At 49.2% G+C, this 19,934-nt stretch carries 18 protein-coding genes; 4 read left to right on the forward strand and 14 right to left on the reverse strand.

Annotated features, from left to right (window positions below):
* Positions 1-90 precede the first annotated feature (90 nt).
* The 6 genes from ACZ5ZZ_RS10380 to ACZ5ZZ_RS10405 all read right to left on the reverse strand — a co-directional run bounded on the left by ACZ5ZZ_RS10380 (position 91) and on the right by ACZ5ZZ_RS10405 (position 8,296).
* Complete coding sequence (locus ACZ5ZZ_RS10380) at positions 91-1,455, reverse strand: MFS transporter (protein WP_464117142.1); 1,365 nt, start codon at positions 1,453-1,455, stop codon at positions 91-93.
* 107 nt (positions 1,456-1,562) lie between these two features.
* Positions 1,563-3,632, reverse strand: coding sequence for an AarF/ABC1/UbiB kinase family protein (locus tag ACZ5ZZ_RS10385; protein ID WP_464139250.1), 2,070 nt, complete (start codon positions 3,630-3,632; stop codon positions 1,563-1,565).
* A 101-nt stretch (positions 3,633-3,733) separates the two neighbouring features.
* Positions 3,734-4,525 carry an MOSC domain-containing protein gene (locus tag ACZ5ZZ_RS10390; RefSeq protein WP_464130989.1) on the reverse strand — a complete coding sequence of 264 codons (792 nt, stop codon included), beginning with the start codon at positions 4,523-4,525 and terminating at the stop codon, positions 3,734-3,736.
* 139 nt (positions 4,526-4,664) lie between these two features.
* Entirely contained in the window at positions 4,665-5,636 is a 972-nt protein-coding gene (locus ACZ5ZZ_RS10395; protein ID WP_464117145.1) for a deoxyhypusine synthase family protein, read from the reverse strand.
* A 180-nt stretch (positions 5,637-5,816) separates the two neighbouring features.
* Positions 5,817-6,866 carry a class I SAM-dependent methyltransferase gene (locus tag ACZ5ZZ_RS10400; protein ID WP_464117146.1) on the reverse strand — a complete coding sequence of 350 codons (1,050 nt, stop codon included), beginning with the start codon at positions 6,864-6,866 and terminating at the stop codon, positions 5,817-5,819.
* A 65-nt stretch (positions 6,867-6,931) separates the two neighbouring features.
* Complete coding sequence (locus tag ACZ5ZZ_RS10405) at positions 6,932-8,296, reverse strand: PAS domain-containing protein (protein WP_464139252.1); 1,365 nt, start codon at positions 8,294-8,296, stop codon at positions 6,932-6,934.
* A 310-nt stretch (positions 8,297-8,606) separates the two neighbouring features.
* Here ACZ5ZZ_RS10405 and ACZ5ZZ_RS10410 point away from each other — a divergent pair, with 310 nt between their 5' ends.
* Entirely contained in the window at positions 8,607-9,380 is a 774-nt protein-coding gene (locus tag ACZ5ZZ_RS10410) for a hypothetical protein (RefSeq protein WP_464130992.1), read from the forward strand.
* A 19-nt stretch (positions 9,381-9,399) separates the two neighbouring features.
* On the opposite strand, the gene ACZ5ZZ_RS10415 is transcribed toward ACZ5ZZ_RS10410, so the two are convergent.
* From ACZ5ZZ_RS10415 to ACZ5ZZ_RS10425, 3 genes are read right to left on the reverse strand one after another with little or no spacing between them, the layout of a single operon-like run.
* Positions 9,400-9,549 (reverse strand): hypothetical protein, encoded by a 150-nt coding sequence (locus ACZ5ZZ_RS10415; protein ID WP_347357496.1) that lies wholly within the window; start codon positions 9,547-9,549, stop codon positions 9,400-9,402.
* Positions 9,546-10,403: a tRNA threonylcarbamoyladenosine dehydratase gene (locus tag ACZ5ZZ_RS10420; RefSeq protein WP_347357495.1), complete on the reverse strand. Its 858-nt coding sequence runs from the start codon at positions 10,401-10,403 to the stop codon at positions 9,546-9,548. The genes ACZ5ZZ_RS10415 and ACZ5ZZ_RS10420 overlap by 4 nt, the downstream gene beginning before the upstream one ends.
* 9 nt (positions 10,404-10,412) lie before the next feature.
* Complete coding sequence (locus ACZ5ZZ_RS10425) at positions 10,413-11,213, reverse strand: TatD family hydrolase (RefSeq protein ID WP_464139254.1); 801 nt, start codon at positions 11,211-11,213, stop codon at positions 10,413-10,415.
* A 79-nt stretch (positions 11,214-11,292) separates the two neighbouring features.
* Between ACZ5ZZ_RS10425 and ACZ5ZZ_RS10430 the strand changes: the two genes are divergently transcribed.
* Positions 11,293-12,348: a hypothetical protein gene (locus tag ACZ5ZZ_RS10430; RefSeq protein ID WP_347357493.1), complete on the forward strand. Its 1,056-nt coding sequence runs from the start codon at positions 11,293-11,295 to the stop codon at positions 12,346-12,348.
* A gap of 120 nt (positions 12,349-12,468) precedes the next feature.
* Here ACZ5ZZ_RS10430 and ACZ5ZZ_RS10435 read toward each other — a convergent pair whose 3' ends face one another.
* The gene (locus ACZ5ZZ_RS10435; RefSeq protein WP_464139256.1) at positions 12,469-13,107 is read right to left on the reverse strand and encodes a DedA family protein; all 639 of its coding nucleotides are present in this window, start codon (positions 13,105-13,107) and stop codon (positions 12,469-12,471) included.
* A gap of 131 nt (positions 13,108-13,238) precedes the next feature.
* Here ACZ5ZZ_RS10435 and ACZ5ZZ_RS10440 point away from each other — a divergent pair, with 131 nt between their 5' ends.
* Complete coding sequence (locus ACZ5ZZ_RS10440; protein WP_464139258.1) at positions 13,239-14,090, forward strand: RluA family pseudouridine synthase; 852 nt, start codon at positions 13,239-13,241, stop codon at positions 14,088-14,090.
* Position 14,091: 1 nt separating this feature from the next.
* On the opposite strand, the gene ACZ5ZZ_RS10445 is transcribed toward ACZ5ZZ_RS10440, so the two are convergent.
* Positions 14,092-15,015, reverse strand: coding sequence for a hypothetical protein (locus ACZ5ZZ_RS10445; protein WP_464117158.1), 924 nt, complete (start codon positions 15,013-15,015; stop codon positions 14,092-14,094).
* A 147-nt stretch (positions 15,016-15,162) separates the two neighbouring features.
* Between ACZ5ZZ_RS10445 and ACZ5ZZ_RS10450 the strand changes: the two genes are divergently transcribed.
* Positions 15,163-16,347 carry an endonuclease/exonuclease/phosphatase family protein gene (locus ACZ5ZZ_RS10450; protein ID WP_464117159.1) on the forward strand — a complete coding sequence of 395 codons (1,185 nt, stop codon included), beginning with the start codon at positions 15,163-15,165 and terminating at the stop codon, positions 16,345-16,347.
* Positions 16,348-16,422: 75 nt separating this feature from the next.
* Here ACZ5ZZ_RS10450 and ACZ5ZZ_RS10455 read toward each other — a convergent pair whose 3' ends face one another.
* The 3 genes from ACZ5ZZ_RS10455 to ACZ5ZZ_RS10465 form a co-directional block, all read right to left on the reverse strand.
* Positions 16,423-17,382, reverse strand: coding sequence for a hypothetical protein (locus ACZ5ZZ_RS10455; protein WP_464117160.1), 960 nt, complete (start codon positions 17,380-17,382; stop codon positions 16,423-16,425).
* Between the two features lie 83 nt (positions 17,383-17,465).
* Positions 17,466-18,650: a THUMP domain-containing class I SAM-dependent RNA methyltransferase gene (locus ACZ5ZZ_RS10460; protein ID WP_464139260.1), complete on the reverse strand. Its 1,185-nt coding sequence runs from the start codon at positions 18,648-18,650 to the stop codon at positions 17,466-17,468.
* A 201-nt stretch (positions 18,651-18,851) separates the two neighbouring features.
* Complete coding sequence (locus ACZ5ZZ_RS10465; protein ID WP_464139262.1) at positions 18,852-19,919, reverse strand: hypothetical protein; 1,068 nt, start codon at positions 19,917-19,919, stop codon at positions 18,852-18,854.
* Between the last annotated feature and the right edge of the window lie 15 nt (positions 19,920-19,934).

The raw sequence follows: 19,934 nt of genomic DNA on the forward strand, positions 1-19,934 counted from the left end.
TAGTTTCAGTCTGAGACTTTTCGAAGTATGTTCACCCTTTAACACAGAAAGGGAACGCAGTGATGCATGCGTCTACTTCTCATTCCGATACTAATGCCAGCGCACATTGCGATCTTCTCGAATATAGAGGCTTCCAATCACAAAAGTCATCAAGGCCACCCCTATCGGATAGATCAAACCGGCAAAATGATTCCCTGTCGCAGCAACAATGGCTGTCCCAATAAAAGGCACCAAGCCGCCAAAAACTCCGTTCCCAATGTGGTATGGTAACGACATCGAAGTGTATCGAATCTGGGTTGGGAACAGCTCTACCAGAAACGCTGCAATAGGGCCATACACCATGGTCACAAAGATCACCTGGATAAACACCAGCACTGTCAACATCACCACATTCGGATTCACGGCGGCCGCCAAGGGCTCTGCCGGATTCCAGCCTGAATACGCCTCCATTGCCTTATAGATCGGATAATAACAAAGAGCCGCTATCAAGCAGCCCGCCATCATGATTCTTTTGCGTCCGATTCGATCGGACAAAGCTCCAAACACCACAAAAAATGGAGTCGCAAACAACAGCGCCACGGCGATGATCTGGTTGGCGACGACAAAATCCACTTTCAGAACAGTTTGCAAATAATAAAGCGCATAGAACTGCCCCGTGTACCACACCACCCCCTGGCCTGCGGTCGCACCAAACAGTGCCAGAATCACCAGACGGCGATTTTCCGGATGCAGAAAGCTGTCACGCAAAGGACTGGATGATCCCTTCCCTTCGGCTTTCATTTGTTTAAAGACCGGGGATTCCTCCATCTTTCTTCGAATCAAATAAGACACCAGGACCAAGACCACGGACAATAAAAATGGAATGCGCCATCCCCAGTTGCTGAAAGTTTCTTCGCCAAGACTTAATCGTGTCGCCAGAATCACCCCTAAGGAAACAAAAAGACCCAAGGTGGCCGTCGTTTGAATATAGCTGGTATAATATCCCCGCTTCCCGTCGGGACTGTGCTCTGCCACATAAGTCGCAGCTCCCCCATATTCACCCCCTAGCGCCAACCCCTGCAAAAGCCTCAGCAGCAACAACAAAATAGGTGCCAGGATTCCGATACTTTCATAGCCCGGAAGCAACCCGATGGCCGTTGTCGCCAACCCCATGATCAGCAACGTCACCATAAAGGCATACTTGCGCCCCACCACATCCCCGACACGTCCAAACACCAGCGCCCCAAAAGGACGAACTATAAATCCTGTGGCAAAAGTGGCCAACGTACTCAGCAGCGCCACCGTTTCATGACCCTTAGGAAAAAATTGAGAGGAGATGATTGTGGCGAGGCTTCCGAAAATATAAAAGTCGTACCATTCAATCAGAGTCCCGGCGCTGGAGGCCCCGATCACTTTCCAAATTTTGCTTTTTTCAGAATTGGCAACACCCGTTGTTTGGGCCGCAGTGGCTGTCATAAGATCCCCTCCTGATTCAACATCATTTTGATCAGGAGGTTTATCCAACAACAAACAAATTTGAAGACGATTTCAAAGACTTAATTTGTGCCTGTCGAGTGGCATTTCTAATTAAACACCATCTCGCAGCGAATCGCACTGGCTTTGACGGTTGCCTCCGGCACCTTAAAGCCCAAGGTGTTTTTCACTTCAGTCCAACCCAATTTTACAAGATCCCGATGGGACATTTTTTCTTCAAGCACCAGTGCACGGTAAACGACCACCGGATGCTGCTTTGCCAGGTCTTTCATCATTTGACTTACAGTCAAAGTGCTTCCGGCATCCGCCAGCAGCTTGTTCACAATCACCAAGCCCCGGTTCAGACTGACAAATTCATAGGGCAGACGCAGACCCAAATCCATGGCAAAGGCGGTCCACTTTTCCATACTTAACGGCTCTTCATAGCCAATGCGAATGTTGTGCATTTTGGCTGCGATCAACTGATGGAAATAGGATTCGGTGATCGTGTTCTTGCTTTTGTCGCTTAACTTCCAAAAGGCCCGGACCATCAGTTCTTCATTGAGAAGCTCAGTGCCAGCCCCTAACAACATCACCTGCCGTTGCATTTCCTTTGAAATCACTCCACCCATTCCATAATCCAGAATATTGACCACGATCTTGGGCTCTGTCACCTGAATCATGAAATTACCCTGATGCAGGTCCGAGTGATAGAATCCGCCACCAAACATAACCTCTTTGGACCAGATGCGCGCCATTTCCTCGACAATCAACTTTTTCATGTCCGGTGCCATCTCTTTATAGGGGGCAATTTCTTTATCCAGTTTTTTGCCGATGACCATTTCCTGCACCATCAAGTCTGAATCCTTGGGGCCGTCATAAATTTTGGGCACATGGAAATAAAGTTCGTTCTTGTATTGAGCTGACTTCAGGAAAGCCGCTTTTTTATAGCGACTGGCCGCCAGCTTTTGGCGAAGCACGGTATCGGCCTGGTTCAGCTCGGCCACCACCGTGTCTGTGATATCCTGAACCACAGGGCTAAGCTTCGGGGCTCCTGTTTTACGGAATTCCTCATTGGCATCCAGAATCTGCGCCACCTCTTGCAGAATACGTTTGTCTTCCTCGACGCGGGCTTCGATACCGGGCTTGATAAAGCGCACCACCACATCATGGCGTTCGCCATCGATCATCAGCTTGGCCCGATGAACCTGCGCCATCGTGCCCACACCCAGAGGCTTTCTTTCAAAGTAAGTGAAAGCAAATTTGTTGTTCTTTCTTTTTAAAATGCTTTCAACCTGCTCCCAAGGGACCGGACGCACGGAATTTTCCAGACCCTTAAAGACTTCCAGCATTTCGGGTCCCAGATCCGCCTGGCGTGCCACGACCTGCAGCAGTTTTTGCAACTGCGGTCCGCTGTTTTGCACCATCAATTCAAACTTCTTCATTTCAGAAAGATGCAGGTCCCCGCCCAGATAAGAGGACACAATCAACTTCTTTGAAGCCGGACTAAGACGTGCGAAGTATTCTGTGAACATGGTCTGCAGGAAGATCTTCATGGTTGCATCCTGCTGGGCTGCGAGATTGGACTGAGCGATCTTTTCACCCACATGATCCAGTTCCGCCATCTTGGTGTTGAGCATATCCTCACTGACCTGCAACAAAGTGCGGGCCATCTGCAGGCGACCTGAAGAACTGGACAGGACCCCTTTGGCCTGCTCCAGAATCTGATCAGGGGTCAGAGATTTTAAATCTCCATCCATCATTTTCAACAATTCGGCCTGTTTCCATTCCAGATAGGAATCAATTTGCTGCTGTACACGAGGGGATTTTGCCGTGAACACGGACACGGCCCGGGGACCACGGGTCTCGATGGACTCCACATCCAACGCCAGACTGTGGGTGTTAGGCCAGGAACCTTTATAAAGACTCAGGAACTCATTGAAGTTGCGCACTTCGACGGTTTTAACGGGCAACTTATAGGTGGATTCAATGTAGGTCATGGCCCGCTTCAGAATCGCCTCTTTCGTTTCGGGCGTCTCATTCTGAGACAAAAGCGCATAACTTAAAACCAAGCGCTCTTCAAAGGACAGGTGCAGCCCCGCCTTTTCCGGCGAAGCCGCCTGAACCCAAGAGCTCACGGCAAGGATAAAAAATAGGATGAAACCAATAAATTTCGACATGATCCTCTGTCTTGCAGGGATCGCGCCCGGGATTTAAGGCCTTAATGTGGAATTGAGTGCTTAAGAACTAATCATGAGGCAAGAACTGTCAGTTCTGAGTTCTACTCCAGAACCTCGACCGCGTCACCTTTCCGAACAACCCCGGTATTTTCCGGGATCCACAAAGTCCCAAAGAAAACATCCTTGCCATCACGGCGATAGCCCGAAAGGGTTTTCAGCGGCTCGGCCCCGGTTCGATCCCCTGTCGACTGATCAATGGTTGTGATCGTGCAGCGGCTGCAGCGCTTGGGTTGAGAAAACACCACTTCACCCACACGGATCTTCTTCCACTGTTCTTCCTCGAAAGGCACTTCTCCAGAATAGATAAGATTGCCACGGAAACGATCCACACCCACTGGCTCTGCCAAACGGGAATTCAGGTCTTCAAGGCTTTTCAGATTGATCAAATGAACCGGTCGCGCATCGGCAAAACGCACTTCAGGTTTCCAGTCCATAGAATGGGAAAGCACACGACGCTGTGAAAATGGAGCATAGCGGACCAGACGCAGGTTCGCCCCCAAATACTGGGACAGCGCCTGAGAATACAGATCTGGTTCTAATGCCGCATCAACCGTATCGTTCCAGATCTGCACCTTCACCTGACGCTGAAACGAGTTCTTGGTGGAAATCTTAAAGAACATTTTCTGAAAACCGACCGTCAAAGCCGCATCATCGTAAAACACCTCCACCGTCGCAAGCTTCGGCAGTGTTCTTTGTGTTACAAATTTACCGGCTTCATCCACCAGCATCCACTGGCGATCCCCGAGCGGCCCTTCATGAGTGATAGTCATCTGATTGAGCTTCTGAGCACGGGCGGACTTGATGGGATAGATGCAAAGTTCTTCGATTTTCATGGGAACTATGCTTTCTTTTTCGCAAATGAAAGGCAAGCCCTAAGAAAACACGCCGCGCTCCAAAAAGAAAAAGGGCCCCAAACTGGGACCCTTTCACAGAAATCTAATACCTAGATATCCAATTTCTATTTTCTAACGTTTACCAACCCAAAACGTAACCGAAGATCAGAGGCGCACAGATAGTCGCATCGGATTCAACGATATAGCTTGGAGTCGTTGGAGCCAATTTACCCCAAGTGATTTTCTCATTTGGAATCGCCCCAGAGTAGGAACCATAAGAAGTTGTGGAATCAGAGATCTGACAGAAGTAGCTCCACAAAGGAACATCTTCATGGCCCAAATCCTGCTCAAGCATTGGCACAACGCAGATCGGGAAGTCACCCGCAATACCACCGCCGATTTGGAAGAAGCCCACTGGAGCTTTTTTGGAAGCCCCCATGTACCATTCTGCCCAAGTCTTCATGTACTCGATACCACCCTTAACGGTTGTTGATTTCTTGATATCACCCTTGATGCAGTGACCAGCAAAGATGTTACCCAAAGTGGAATCTTCCCAGCCTGGAACAACCATAGGAAGATTCTTTTCAGCAGCAGCCAACAGCCAGGAATTTTTAGGATCAATCTGGTAGTACTGGTTCAATTTGCCAGAAAGAAGGATTTTGTACATGAACTCGTGCGGGAAGTAAGATTCACCTTTGGAATCCGCATCCTGCCAGTACTCAAGAACCACGTTCTCGATACGACGGATAGCTTCTTCTTCTGGGATGCACGTGTCAGTGACACGATTCAAATGCTTCTCAAGAAGTTTTTGTTCATCTTGAGGAGTCAAATCACGATAGTTGGGGATGCGCACATAGTGATCATGAGCAACCAGGTTGAATACGTCTTCTTCAAGGTTTGCCCCTGTGCAGGAGATCGCGTGAACTTTACCTTGACGGATCATTTCAGCCAAAGAAAGACCCAGTTCTGCCGTGGACATAGCACCTGCCAATGTCACAAGCATCTGGCCACCGTTTTCCATGTGAAGTTTGTAGCCTTTAGCCGCATCTTTCAAAGCAGCCGCATTGAAATGACGGTAGTGATGATCGATAAACTGAGTAATTGGACCCATGATTTCTCCTTGTTATTAATAAAAGCTGAAAAGCTTCAAGGAGGACATCGGTCCCCGATTAAAGATTTCTAGCTTTCATCAAGAGCCAAGGAAACTACCAGAAAAGATCGAAAACTCAAGCACAGATTGCTTTTTGCAAAAGAACCAAGCTGTGCCCGAAAGTCCTGTACTTCCAATATTTTATAACCCGCGTCTGGCCAGCAGAGCTTTGGCGAAAAAGCCCTGATCACGGCGAATATCAGTGAACCCCTGAGCTGCCAACAAGCCCTCCATGGGATTCATGGTGTAGTTCTTGTAAAAAGGCTCGTGAAAGTCCACGGGGAATTGTTCCAGTGCCCATTCCAAATCCTTGGTGTCCTCTTTCTGCAACGAGTCCACCAGCCCGTAACAACCGCCCGGCTTTAACACCCGGAACCCTTCGCCGATCACCTGACGACGAATTTCATGCGGCAGTTCATGAAACAAAAAACAGGAATAGACAAAATCAAACTTCGCATCCTGGAACGGTAAATCTTCCGCCGCCCCTTGCACAAAATCCAGGCGGTCAAACTCATGCAAATTGTCCTGGGCCTTTTTTAAGTAGGGATAACTCAGATCCAAAACCGTGATTTTAGCCTTGGGATAGGCCAGCTTCATAAATCGGGTCAGTCGTCCGGTGCCCGCTCCGACCTCCAGGAAGTGCAAGCCCGACCCATCACCTGGCAGAGCTTCTTTTACCAAAGGAATGATCAGGCGGCGCATAGCATCGGCCGCACCGGAAAAAAGTATTTCCACCTGATGCTCATAAAGCTCCGCCGACTGACGTGTCAGATATCCACCCGTTTGAAAATGGAAATTGCGCTGATAGTATTCCGGCAGGTCTTTCAGGAAATTTTCAGCCTCTTCGCTGAAATCCCGCGCATCCTTCTCCGAACGACGTTTGGAGATCGCATAACCGTCATAGATAATGCGCGGATATCGCAGGAAATGCTGGGCCACTTTTTCAGGCTTTAGCACTTCAACGGGATAACACCCCTTTGCAATATTCTCGCTGTCTCTTTTTAGCAGTTTAAAAAGTTCGGCATAGGCCGCCCTCATCTTCTGAGGCTCCAATGCATGATGGGATTTGCGGCGTCCCGTGGTGACAAACTCAAAAAAGGGCAAGGACAACTGCTGAACAGCAAAGCCTGCGGACCTCGCCAGGGAATAACCCAACGTGACTTTATCCTGATACGGAATCTTGATCTTCACAGACCACCTCCACATCTAAACGTCTCAGACTGTGAGGTTGCCGTCAAATAGGGAATGCTGCCGCTTCAGGCCGCAGCTTTGACTCCTGACGCCAGACCAAAGATAGCATCCACGTTGCCCCCCACAGAACCAATGGCTGCATGAATCACCTGAGAGTTGGCTTGTAACAAACCCGACTCTTTCTTGATGGTGGATGTGGCCGAGCGGAGCAACTGAATAAAACGGTCCATCTGCTGAAGATAGTGCATAAAGGCCTGTTTCACCTCGTCCACGCGGGCCGATTCAACAGCTCCGATTTGACGAATCACCTCTAGCCCCGTGATAAACTTTGTCACCTCACCCATCGCCAATTCAAAATCGGACAGATACTTGGACAAAGAAGCCACTTCCCTGCGCAGGTTTGCCGAATAGTCTCGGAACAGACCTGAGAAGTCCTTCTGATTGGCTGTCATTTCGGCAAAAGCATCTTCTGATTGATGCAGTTTGGTCAGGGATTCTTTAACAAAGAAGTCCACCATGAGCATTTGCACATTCAACGCCGAAGCCTGCAAAGAGCATTTTTGAATGACCGCAGCCAGATTCCCGACAAAAGTGTTCAGTCCGCTCAGGTTGTTTTCAATTTGACCGGACAGTGTTGAGAACTCTTTAGAGACAACCCCCAGACTGGAGGCCACATTGCCAAACTTGGCGGCGGCAATAGTCATATTCACGGAAATAAATTTCAAATTCTGAAACTCTCGATCCAAGGAATCAATGGTGGCAAGCAGGACATCATTGGAACTCTGAAAACCACCGACCTTGGCAAAAACATCGTTCAACCGGGTCAGCGTCGAATTGGTCACATCTGCAATTTGCGTGAACTGCGCATTTTCACGTCCCGCCGCCCCTTCCTGGCGCTGTTCCTGAACTTGGGCAGCTCGTGCATTGAGCTCAGTCAATGCGGCCTTCACCATGAACTCTTCATAGTTTTTAAACCCTCGCTTCTGGATTGATTCCACCAAAAGTTTTTCGCCAGCCTCCAGGTCATCGGAACCCTTTTCAAACTCACGGATTTCTCCATAGATTTTTTGAACCTCTTGAAAGATGGCAGAGGAAGGTTTGAAGCGAATGGACAAATATCCATCCTCAATCGGAAATGCAAAAGCGTAAACCCAATAATAGCTTCCGTCGCCTGCAAGATTCTTCACATAAGCTCCGATCGGTCGATCCGCTTTTAAGGTGTCCCAAAAAAGCTTAAACACCGAACGAGGCATATCCGGATGCCTGATAAGACTGTGGGGAGCACCGATCATCTGCTCTTTAGGATAATTACTCACCCGAGTGAAGACGTCATTGCCAAAGCGGATGACTCCTCGATTGTTCGTGGTGGAAAAGAAGAACTCATGGAACCCAAATGGGCTCTCGTTCAGAGTAGGTATTGGCTTTTTCAAAGTAGGCCCCCGATAGTAAGATGGCTTACTTATCGGGATGATGTCGAACGCATCAAGGTCCTGAGAGTATATTTTTTTACAAAAACTTTACAGAAATGGAGGGGTTATCAGAGATTCACTCAATTACTGTAAAGTTTCCTTGTCGCGATTGTGAAACTCGAAGTCTTTGAATTAGAAGTTTCTTCACCTTGACGTCTGCTATGTCTCAATCCGAATCAATCCTATCCGAGAAAAGAACACTTTCTTTACGATCCCCCTGTTTTCTATCATGTCGCCTCACATTCGATCCGAAAAGACATTTGGAGGCCTCATGAAAACTCTGAACGTCCTGCTGTGTCTGATTCCCGCCCTCTTCACCACTGGGTGCGTATTGCAAGCCCAACTAAAGCCTGCCGAGGCCAATGCCTCAGAGGGTGATTCGAACATTGGATCTTCGCAAAGCAGCTTCACGGCGATTTTTAAAGCCAACAACACCCATCTGGTGGGTCTTTATGATGAGAACACCACCGCTGCGACCGTTAGCGGTGTCTGTAAACCTGGAGACGTGATTGTTCTGGATGGTTATGCAGTTGGATTGACGGCTTCAAGCACCGTCTTTTGCCCTGAAAGCGGAACCTGGAGCACCAGTTTTGACCTAAATGTAAATCCGAAATCCAGCTCTTATGGAACAAATTCTTTGATTGCCAGCACTCGCGGAAGCAGCACTTCCACAGCACTCATTCACCTGACATATTCACCAACAACATTCCCAACGGCCGACAGCTGGGCCGATTTTTACACGGATGGCCCCAAACAGTTCGTGGTACTTTACGTCGGGGGAGCCAACTCTTCTTCGCTCAACTCAAGAATTTCCCATCTTGGTCTGACTCAGAAGAAACAATATCAATATCGCCTTGAGATTTATCGTGGAGGCAGTGTTTTAATGAATCTTGGGACGGTCGACTCTTTGACCGCCACGAAGGAAATCACAGCCCCTTACACCTGGCAAAATGGGGACACCGTGAAAGTCACGGCATTTGATTCTTCCGGGGATGGCCCGACAGAGTCTTACCCCCTGCCCGGCGCCCAAAACGGCGTCTTGTAGATCAATTAAGTTGTCGCACCTAACTGTGAGAAGCGCCGGCAGCTGAAGCAGCTGCCGCTTTTCTTTTGGCTTTACCTTCTTTGTACCAGTGCCAGAAGGTCGCTCCGACAAAAACGAAGCTGAAAAGAATAATTAATGCAATCAAAGTAAACCAAGCAAAGACGATCATTTCTTCTCCGCCTCGCCCCATACCTGAGCATGGATTTCCTGGACGATGTGGGATGCCAGGTGCAGACCGAACGCGCCGGTGACAAAGCTTGCTGTCCCCCAGATCACATTACGGCTGTCACAGTTGTGCAGATCGTTTTGACCTTTCGGGCACACGCATTTGAACCCCTGACCATTGTCGTATTTCAATTCGACGGGCTGAATTGGAGTTTCATCTGAGAAGAAGCAAGGAATGCCAAAATTCTTTTCCGGGAAATCATATTTCTGACGAAGGATCTTGCGCACTTGGGACGCCATCGGGTCCCCGTGTGTTGCAGACAAGTCTGCTTTTTTAATGCGCAATGGATCCATTTTCGCCGCTGTTCCGCCTGTAGTGACAACTTTGATACCACGCGCACGGCAAGTCGCCAGCAAGTGAGTTTTGGCCGTGATATTGTCGATCGCATCCACGATGTAGTCCGGCTTATGGGACAACATCATTTCAGAATTGGCTTCGTTGTAGAATTCCGGAATCACGTTCACGGTGTTTTGCGGATTGATCTTGCGCAGACGCTCGCCCATGACTTCGGCTTTTTTCTTACCGACCAAACCTTGCAAAGCGTGCATTTGGCGGTTGGCGTTGGTGATGCAGATTTCATCAAAATCCACGACAGTCAGTTTGCCCACGCCAGAACGAGCCAAAGATTCCGCGGCCCAGGAACCCACGCCGCCCAAACCAATCACCATCACGTGAGTGTTGAAAAGACGCTTCATCACCTCATCACCAACCAAGCGACCCATGCGGTCGAAGCGGCGGTGAAGCACGTATTCAGTCTCTGGAGGTTGAGGCAGGTTGTTAGTTTGTGTCGTTTCCATATTTCGCCCTCACTCTATTGGCGGTGCAAATCTTCGAAAGTTTGCAGTAGTGATATCTAATATTTCCATAGGATCAAGGGATTTTAACTCCCCTATAGTTCTTGCCACCTCCCAGATGCTTTCTGGAGGGTTTAAGCCACCTTTATAGGCAGGTGGTGCCTGATCCGGACTGTCGCTTTCAATTAAAAGCTGCTCCAGCGGCATTTCACGCACCGCCTGATGCAGTTTTTGATTGTCCGGGCGGCACACCGGGCCCCCAACCGACAGAAACAGGCCGCGTTTGAGGAACTCCTGGGCCTTGCCCCAGCTGCCGTTGAAAGAATGCACCATGCCTTTTTGTTTTGGAAGCCCCCAGACGTCCATAATTCGCAGGCTTTCCTCGTGAGCCTGCACCAGGTGCAGCACCAGAGGCTTGCCACTCATGTGACCCAATTCCAACTGCTGCTCAAATACGCTGATCTGACGCTCCCGAGAGTCCTTCATAATATGAGGCCGGAAATCCAGCCCCAGCTCCCCCAAACCCTTAGCCTGCGGCAAAAGCCCCGCCAAAGCATCCAGGGCGGCTTCGCATTCGTCCTCGTCATGATCCACCACCCAGTACGGATGCAGACCAAAACAAAGGCCGATGTGACTTGGATACTTCTTTTTCAACTCGATCTGCCGGGCCCAGTCCTCGGGGCCCACGCCCCCTTGCATAAAGAAGGCAATCCCGCGCGCGCGAGCACTTTCGATCACTTCATCAACCTGACCGTCCCAGCGTGAGTCAGCCAGGTGTCCGTGGGCATCCACCCAATATCCAAATCCAACCATAGGTCCAGGTTATATCGTGAAATCCCAGACTCGAACAAGGGCGAAGTTCCGCCGATACATGAACGGTATAGGAGTATGTATGAAGCATAAATTACGCCTGGGTTTTGACGTGACTATGGAAAAAGGTGCGACATGGAAGCCCCTGAAAGTTCAATTCTGGAATCAGGAATCCACTTACGAGAAATTCAAAGCCTCTGAGCCGTTTAAATACATGTCTGACGCTCTGGTGGGTTTGTCACTTGTCAAATTGAACCACTACATCAAAAGCCCGGTGGCCACTCCTCACTTGGACTACAACTTCGCCACGGACGCCTGGAAGGCCTTGGACCCTCACACGGAACTATATGACAGATCGTCTCCACGAGTTCGCGCTTTGCAATCTCACATCGCGGTTGTGAATCCCGAGATCTGTGCCGAATTTGAAAGCCACTTCAATGAGCACTTTGAAACTGCTTTGAAACCCTGGGGTGTTGATTTGACGGCCTTGTGGCCGTTGCTGGACAGTTTCTCGTGGTTTGAAACCAAGATGGGTCAGCCGCTGATGTACAACTTCGGCTTGAACTTCTCAAAACCCTTCGTCGACAAACTTCAGTATCTGTATTCCTTCCTGTACAACCTGCGCAGCCTGGTGGCGGTGGATCACAACGCCCATGTCGAAGATCCTTCTCATGAAGGTGTGAAAGTTGATGCCATCACCGACTATCTGCCACGTGCGGAATATGTCGTGAACGATGCCCTGCTGTACTGGAACTTCAAAAAATTCTCACAGCCTTTCAGCGGCCCAAAAACTCCGGACAGTCGCGTTGAGAACTTATTTGTGAATCCGATGGAAAAAGCCTTCCAGAAGTATTCCCATAACGCTTGTCATCTGGTGAACAATCTTCCCAAAAACTTCATCAGTTCCCTGAACCCGATGGAGCTGGAAGAGGCCTTCTATCTGGTGCAAATGGATTGGCTGCTGGGCTCCCCGGCAGGCCTGCTGTTCAAAATCCGTGAAGAGATTTTCGCCCTGCAAAGTGGCTATGAAAAGATCTTCTGGAAAGATGTGGAGCCTCAGTTCCACTCTAAACCTGTCAGTCTGCACCTGTGCTGTGAAATCACACCAGAAGCCATTTACGAAGAAACAGCCGCCTAAGACAAACAAATTCTCACAAAACAAAAAAGCCCAGCTTCAAGCTGGGCTTTTGCTTTTCTAGTACGCTGTCACATTAATTTAAACAAGGTTCAACCGACGAGGGCGCACTTCCGGAGTGTACTAACGGCTGGCGGCTTTGGCGATCCATCGTTCGCGGATTTTCTTGATCACGAAATAGATCACCAACAGCGCGATGATTCCAAAAACCACCAGTTTGAATTGACGAAGATATTTCAAGATAGGCTCACCATAGTGGGCCAGCAAGTAGATCTGAGTCGGCACACTGATCAAAGCCGCAATACCGTCGATCACCAGGAACTTCCAAACGGGATATCGCAACATCCCGCAAGCCAAATGACCTGGGAAACGAAGGCCCGGCGTGAAGCGGAAAATACCGCAGGCATAGGCACCGTATTTGTGAGTCCACTCTTCCACACGTTTCATCATGTGTTCAGGGAAGAACTTATGAACGCGCGGATGATACAGCAGCTTTCGACCGAAAATCCGTCCTATAAAGTAAATTAAAGTGTCACTGGCGACCACGGCCGTGAAAGCAATAATCGAAGCGGTGTGAACGTTAACAACCGGAGCCCCCTCGTAAGGCGGCGGGAAATGCGCGGGATGCGCCCCCATGAAGGCCAGGATACCGACACTGATCAGCGTCACTTCTTCAGGCAGCGGGAAACCAACGGCAGATAATGCCATCATCGCAATCAGTCCGGCGTAAACCATGCCCGGCTGATAGGCGAACTGAGACATCCATTGAAATATTGGCTCGTTAGCAAACTCCAAACTGCATTCTCCTGAGGTCCTTACTATGAATTAAACAGTCCCACTTGAACACCATTACCACACCGTGCTATGTGTCTTTCTCACAAGAAGATTTAAGTATGCAGAGTGCCAGAGGTTTTGAATACGGAGTCAGACATATTTTAAGCCCTCAGTCTGGTGGGCTTTGTGATGTATTATTAAGCAATCTGGAACTTGATCGTGAACAAATCCAATTTCTGCTTCAACTGGGCGCCATCTATCATAATCATCAGCGAGTTACGGAGAATTCCTCGGTTTCATCTGGCGACTATATTAGAGTCCATACGAAACCCCGCCGCTTCCCCGCCAACGATGGACAGTGGCTGTCGCGTCTCGTTTTTCAGAACGAACACTTTCTTGTGGTGAATAAAACCTCAGGCCTTCCGGTTCACGCCAGCGTTGATAACCTGCACGAAAATCTGCAGTCGTATTTGCAACAGACTTTACAACAAAACATCTACGTCACTCACCGCCTGGATGTGCCAACCCGGGGGCTCATCGTCTATGCAAAGACGGCAGAGTTCCAAACCGAGTTCAATCAGCTGCTGATCCAGCGTGAAATGCGCAAGGTCTATCGCGCCCGCGTTCAGGGGCAAGACCTGTCCACCGGACTGCTTCGACACTTTATGGAGCCTTCGCCGCGTGCACCGAAGGTGGTCAGCAAAGAAGCTCAACCGAAATGGCAGGAATGTCTTCTTGAGATTCTTGAGTTTTCAAAACTTGAAAACAACCAAGGCCTGGCAAAAATTAAGTTACACACCGGGCGCACCCATCAGATTCGCGCGCAACTGGGTGCTGAAGGTCATCCCATTGTCGGTGATTTTGCCTATGGTGCCGAAAAGCTGTGGGAAGAAGAGCGGATCGAGCTTGAGGCCTGCGAGCTGGCGTTTACCAACCCGCTCACAGGGGAATCTCACGAATTTAAAATCTAAATTAGAACAAGAAAGCGTTGGTCATCAGGAAGTACTGAGTGTTCTCTGGCTGACCGAAGGCGATATCTTTACCACGATAAGAATTCAGGATCGTCGTGTTTGTCGCTCCCACCAGGAAGTTCAAACCACGCATTGGCGGACGGATCGCAAAGGCCACCTGATAGAAAGCCTTAGTCACATGACGAGCTTCCAATTGCTCAACTGCGGAAGAATGGTACCAGTCTTCTTCCAAACCGATACGTGGTTTGAAAGAGAAGTATTTGTTAATATCTGCGGCCACTTCCAGATACTGTTCCAAGGAGGCCTGTTTGTTGGTCTGACGAGGGTCCGTCACATAGTTGCCGTCCGGGAACTGAGGGATGTCGTTGTTGAAGCTGGCAGTACGACTCTGCCAGAAGAAATCCGGTTTGATACCGTAAGAGATGTAAGAGAAGCGTCCGATGGAATAATCAAAAAACATTTCCAAGCGAAGCTTGGCGATCATACCGGAGTTTTCCGCGTACTTGCTGGTTGGAAGATACAATTTCGCATTTCCTGCCAGGTCCACATCACCGATATAACCCAGGTCATAGTTGGCGTAAGCTATATGAATATCAGAAAGCTCCGCATCTTGTTTCACCTGATCACCGTAGGCATTCTGACCGGCGGTATTGAACAAGAAAGGAACACGCACAGAAAGCTTTTGGTCAGCGTTAATTTTATAGTTGGCACTGATATAAGTGTAGGATTCTTGAGAGCGACCATCGGTCTGTGTTTTACCCGGCTTCATGTTGGCTTGGGAAACAACCGAGAACAAAGTGAAGTTCCAGTTTCTGCGAAGAGAGTCACCAACCGACATCACCATGCTTTCTTCACGCTCTTGAGCAAAAGCGACGGATCCAAAACAAGAGAAAACAAGGGATAGGGCCAGGGCCTTTTTCAGCATGAAAGCTCCTCAGTGACAAAATTCGGGTGAAATATGCCATATCGCACCATGTTACACAAGTGGCAAAATTTAGACGGCGTGAGTCTCAACGAATTCCTAAAACTCTTTCAACTTGAGTCCACCTCCCCCTTCCCTTACAACTGAGGCATGAAAAATTTACTGCTGCTTAAGAACCTGACCCTTGCCCTTATTTTGTCCCTGCTTGTCGGCTGTGCCGTCACCTTCAAGAAGGCCCAGTTTAGCCTTCCTCCGAAGGCCGCTGATGAGATCGCTGTGATGTCGTTTAACGTGGAAAACTTGTTCGACACGACTCATGATGCTGATCGCAATGACTATACGTACATGCCATTGTCAGCCAAACAAGACCCGGTCATTCGCCAGGCCTGCAAAGACAATAACGACAGTGGCTATCGCCTGTCTGAGTGTCTTTCCACGGACTGGAGCGAGACTCAGCTTGATAAAAAGCTGCAGAATCTTTCAAAAGTTGTCCTGGGCGTGGATGGCAACGGCCCGGATGTTTTAATGTTGATCGAGGTTGAGAATGAAAACGTTCTGAATATCTGGAACAAAAAATATCTGCAAAAAGCCAACTACAACACCGTGGTTCTGATCGAAGGCCCGGACAAACGTGGTATCGATGTGGGCTTGATGTCCCGTCTGCCAGTAGTGGGTAAACCGGTTCTGCACAAAATCCCTTGGAAGCCTAAAAACGACGAAGACAAAAAATGGATGGAAGCATCCCGTGGCGTTTTGGAAGTGACTTTGAAGGCTCCAAACGGAGATCCCATCACTTTCTTCACGGCCCACTTCCCATCCCAGGCCAATCCGACCTACTGGCGTCAACAGGCGGCTGAGTTCGTCGCCCAGTTGATCAAAGACAAGGGACCCAATGCCATGGTCATCGCTGGCGGTGACTTGAACATCACGCACGATGAGGAAGAAAAGGAAAAGATCTTCGCGAACACGTTCTCTCCTGTCGGTGCTGTTTCTCACTTCGTGGGTTGTAAAGAGTGCCCGGGCACGCACAATTATCGCAAGTCCTGGTCTTTCCTGGATGCACACATCTATTCCAAAGCTTTGCTAGCTGACGGAGCTGGCAGCTATAAAATGGAACCCGGCACGATTGATGTGATCCGCTATGAGGATGTTCACCTGAAAAAAGGCAAATACCCATTGCGCTGGGACTACGACCGCATGATCGGGGTGGCCGATCACTTCCCTCTTTATGTGCGTTTAAAACAGCGCAGTGAAGCGAAAGCGCCAGTGAAGGAAGAAGCCCCGACCAAGGACGCAAAGCCAGCCAAGGGCACAAAGAAGACCAAAAAGAAATAAGCTTCTAAATTCACCAAATAAAAAAAGCCGCGAGAGATCGCGGCTTTTTTTATTCTTATTGTCTGATCGTCAGGACTAATTCAGAAGCAGTCGGCTCAGATCCACAACGGGACGACGTCCACACTGCCCCAGGTCCGTATCAAAAGAGCTTTTTTCAACCACAGCCCCGGACTTTGTCATCTGAAGAACTCGCGGTCTGTCGCCTTTTCCAATTTTAACGGAGCCTTCAACATCATTGCACTGACCATCAAGGGTCACTTTTGCGTTCAACCCACTGATAGAAGTAACCCAGTTTTTGCCATTTTTTCGGACACCCACAAATTCACCGCTTGCATTTTCCAGATCAATCTTACCATCAGCCAACTGATCAAGACGGATCGTGAATTCAAGAGAGTAAGTGAAGGTCTCTTTGCCAGTCACATTTTTCTTGCTGATATTCATAAAGCCATTGCCGGTCACGGTAACCTTGGCTTTACCTTCAGCATCAGCCACCAAAGAAATCTTTGCCGCATCTTCTTTGAAGTTCACATAGGTCTTTTCACTGATATCTTTTTGATCAACGGAAACCGAGTTCTTCGCCGTTTCTGCGATCAAGGACTTAACTCCATTTGCATCAGCCAAAGCCTGCACTTTCCAATTCTTTTTTACCGTCACCTGGAAGTTGCCGTGCTTGGTAGAATAAGCAACAGGTGCCGTGGCTGAGTTCAGGCTCAATTGAAGCAGATCACCGCTTTTGGTTTCCTCAGACTTCGAATAGTTTGCTGGCAGAGCTTCCGCATGTCCCAAAGACAATCTGATAACTTCCAGAGCTTCAACAACCTTTTCGGCCTGCAAAGATGCAATGGAATAAGAGCCGTAACGGAATTCGGTTCGCTGGCCACCCGTCTTTTTACCCTTACCGCTTTTACGGTTATTTTGCGCAATAATGCGATCGCGAGTGGCTTTGTCTGTGATGGCTTCGTCCTTCGGCGTACAGGCTGTCGTCAAAAGGGCAGAACTCAAAAATACGGCGGAAAGTAGTTTGGCTGTTTTCATGGAACAGGAATGTAGCCGGAATCCCGTCAAACTTCCAGAGGGACCACTCTCACTGCCGCAAATTCTAACCAATTCCTAAAAATTTACAGGCGTGTCAAAATAGTGAACAGGCAGCGCAGGCCCCCGTTATTGACCCTAATCTCTTTAAATAGCTTATAGCCCGCAGGGACTGCCGAAAGACGCTCTTTTTCCGGATAAAGAACCCCGAGCTTTTGTGGTTTATGACGCAGGCAGAGCTCCTTAACCAAGGTTTTTAGCCCCCCTTGATCCGCCACCGGCAACCGCTCTCCATAAGGAGGGTTTACCACCAGCCATAACGGGCCGTCCTGGGAAGTCTCAAGCTTCAGGGCATCTCCGTGGATAAACTTATGCGGAGCAGGTACAAACCCCGCTCTTTGCACCACCTGGAGTTGGCGCTCCACCTCGGCAAAGTTTTTCTCTGCCGCAGGGATCATATCCGCGTCGATGTCATAGCCAACATAGGCCTTAAAAGGCATGCGTGCAGGCAAAGTGTAATTCAGCGCAAAACTGGAAGAGGCAAAAAGCTTCGGCGCGCGTTTCCATTTTTTGAAGGCAAACTCACGGGAAAACTGTCCAGCCCAGAGGGCGCGGGCTTCACCCAGGAACGTTCCTGACCCCATCATCGGGTCTAACAACGTGATCCCTGCAAGTTCCGCTGAGGAGGTATTGCCAATCATTTCCTCTAAAAGAAAGGCCGCGATGGTTTCACGTAAAGGGGCCTCACCTTTCAGCACAGACCAGCCGCGCTTATGCAGATGCTCCCCGGTGGAATCTAGACTGATCGTGCACAGATCATCGTCCATGCGGATGTAAATACTCGCACAGGATTCGGTGCCTTTTTGGCCTTTGAAGACTTCATTCAAAGCAGTCTCGGCACTTTCCTGAAGGCGCTTTTCATTATTCAGACGACTTTTTTGCGCGGCCACCTCCCACGTCACATTCGCGTGAGGCAGAAAATCCAACCAGGGAAGGCCTTTGAATTTTTGATAGAACTTCGGCAGATCTTTCGCCTTGAACGAAGTCATGCGCAACAAGATACGATTGGCTGTTTTTAGGAAGAAGTTCAGTTGCAGACCTATGAAAAGTTCGGTTTCAAATTCCAGCCCGCCCTCAAGAACGGCGACTTCCGGAAACGGCAACGAATGAGGCTTGGCATCTTTACCCAAAAGATAAGGCCAGACTTCTTTCATCTCTGCCAAAGTCCGCTTTTCAAAATCCAAAGGTGTCGCAACAAAAAACTTATTCAAAAGGTACCTGCTTACTTTTACAGAAGCGTCGCAAAAAAACTCGACGTCCCTTTTAATAACACACCATAGCCAGAAAAAACAACCAGGCACCTTTTACCCCCAGCTGCAAGGCGGAGGAGACCCGCACAGCGTAGGCGTGCTATTGCACGTCGAAGCGAGCAGGTCGAACGACAACGCAGTCAGATGGGGCCTTGGATGTGCTCAGAAGCGCCAGTAGGCGTCGAATAGTAGGTAATATCCATCTTCCGGGGCAAACTTCACCGAAGTGATGTTGGTGGAATTCAGAGATAAGCTGAGATGGAATTGATCCCAGATTTTGACGTAGCTGAGATAACCCCCGACCGCTTTGGATTCAAAGTTATAACTCGGGCCCAGAAGGATGCGGTTCCAGTCATCAAGGATGAATTCGTATCCTGTCTGGAAGGAACTCGTCCCCAGAGATTTGATCGCAGTGGCATTCTGGGCATCCTCAAAACTAAACAAAGCGACGGATAGCAGTGTGTGCGAAATCACGCTTTCAGATGAAATGGAATCCCAATAAATATTCAAATTCAACGTCGAGCGGGTTTCCGAGGGAATGCGCGCGAAATTCAGACCGGCAGCAAAGTTGTTCGAAGCGGACTGATACACTCGCATCTTGCCAGTGGCATTGTAGGCTCCCAGCAAATCTGCCGGTATGATGGTGGAAACCGTCAGCCATTCTTTCCAGCCATAGTTCACTTGACCAAACCAAGTGACCAGATACTCGCCCTCCCACAAGGTCTCTGCCGTTTCGCCCACGGCGATACCTTGCGTGAACAGAGGTTTATATTTGGACGATGTTTCTTTGGTGCCTTTTTTAATGATCAGATCCGTGGTGCCCTTGTACTTTTGATTCTCCGAACTCAGATCCAGGTGCATGATCTGATCCCCGATCTGAATGAAGTTCATGCGCGACTGGCGCAGCAATTCACACGTCAGCTCATAGGTGCCGTCCTGCTTGTTCTCAATTCCCGTCACCTCGACAAAGCCGACAATCCCCACCGCAGGGGTTTGGGATTCAATCGCGACGATTTCACCGATGTACCAGTCACTGGCGATGCTAAGGACTCTCAGTGTTTTATTGTCGACGAAAGAATCAATACGGCCACGGGCTTCAACCTGGGGTCTGGGAAGATCCGAGGCTGGTTCGCGAAGAATGATCGGCACTTCCTCGTCCATGGACGAAAAAGCATGTGCCGAAAAAGACACGATCAGGGCTGTGAAAACCGCAAGGGACCGCCAAAGCATGTCCCGAAGCCTAGC

Source organism: Bdellovibrio sp. HM001 (assembly GCF_055397275.1).

Coding starts and splice junctions, on each gene's coding strand:
- ACZ5ZZ_RS10390 (WP_464130989.1), bottom strand. CDS start 4,525: ATGAAAATCGAAGAACTTTGCATCTATCCCATCAAGTCCGCCCGTGCT.
- ACZ5ZZ_RS10415 (WP_347357496.1), bottom strand. CDS start 9,549: ATGATCGTCTTTGCTTGGTTTACTTTGATTGCATTAATTATTCTTTTC.
- ACZ5ZZ_RS10430 (WP_347357493.1), top strand. CDS start 11,293: ATGAAGCATAAATTACGCCTGGGTTTTGACGTGACTATGGAAAAAGGT.
- ACZ5ZZ_RS10410 (WP_464130992.1), top strand. CDS start 8,607: ATGAAAACTCTGAACGTCCTGCTGTGTCTGATTCCCGCCCTCTTCACC.
- ACZ5ZZ_RS10435 (WP_464139256.1), bottom strand. CDS start 13,107: ATGTCTCAGTTCGCCTATCAGCCGGGCATGGTTTACGCCGGACTGATT.
- ACZ5ZZ_RS10465 (WP_464139262.1), bottom strand. CDS start 19,919: ATGCTTTGGCGGTCCCTTGCGGTTTTCACAGCCCTGATCGTGTCTTTT.
- ACZ5ZZ_RS10445 (WP_464117158.1), bottom strand. CDS start 15,015: ATGCTGAAAAAGGCCCTGGCCCTATCCCTTGTTTTCTCTTGTTTTGGA.
- ACZ5ZZ_RS10395 (WP_464117145.1), bottom strand. CDS start 5,636: ATGGGTCCAATTACTCAGTTTATCGATCATCACTACCGTCATTTCAAT.
- ACZ5ZZ_RS10385 (WP_464139250.1), bottom strand. CDS start 3,632: ATGTCGAAATTTATTGGTTTCATCCTATTTTTTATCCTTGCCGTGAGC.
- ACZ5ZZ_RS10450 (WP_464117159.1), top strand. CDS start 15,163: ATGAAAAATTTACTGCTGCTTAAGAACCTGACCCTTGCCCTTATTTTG.
- ACZ5ZZ_RS10455 (WP_464117160.1), bottom strand. CDS start 17,382: ATGAAAACAGCCAAACTACTTTCCGCCGTATTTTTGAGTTCTGCCCTT.
- ACZ5ZZ_RS10420 (WP_347357495.1), bottom strand. CDS start 10,403: ATGGAAACGACACAAACTAACAACCTGCCTCAACCTCCAGAGACTGAA.
- ACZ5ZZ_RS10425 (WP_464139254.1), bottom strand. CDS start 11,213: ATGGTTGGATTTGGATATTGGGTGGATGCCCACGGACACCTGGCTGAC.
- ACZ5ZZ_RS10440 (WP_464139258.1), top strand. CDS start 13,239: ATGCAGAGTGCCAGAGGTTTTGAATACGGAGTCAGACATATTTTAAGC.
- ACZ5ZZ_RS10380 (WP_464117142.1), bottom strand. CDS start 1,455: ATGACAGCCACTGCGGCCCAAACAACGGGTGTTGCCAATTCTGAAAAA.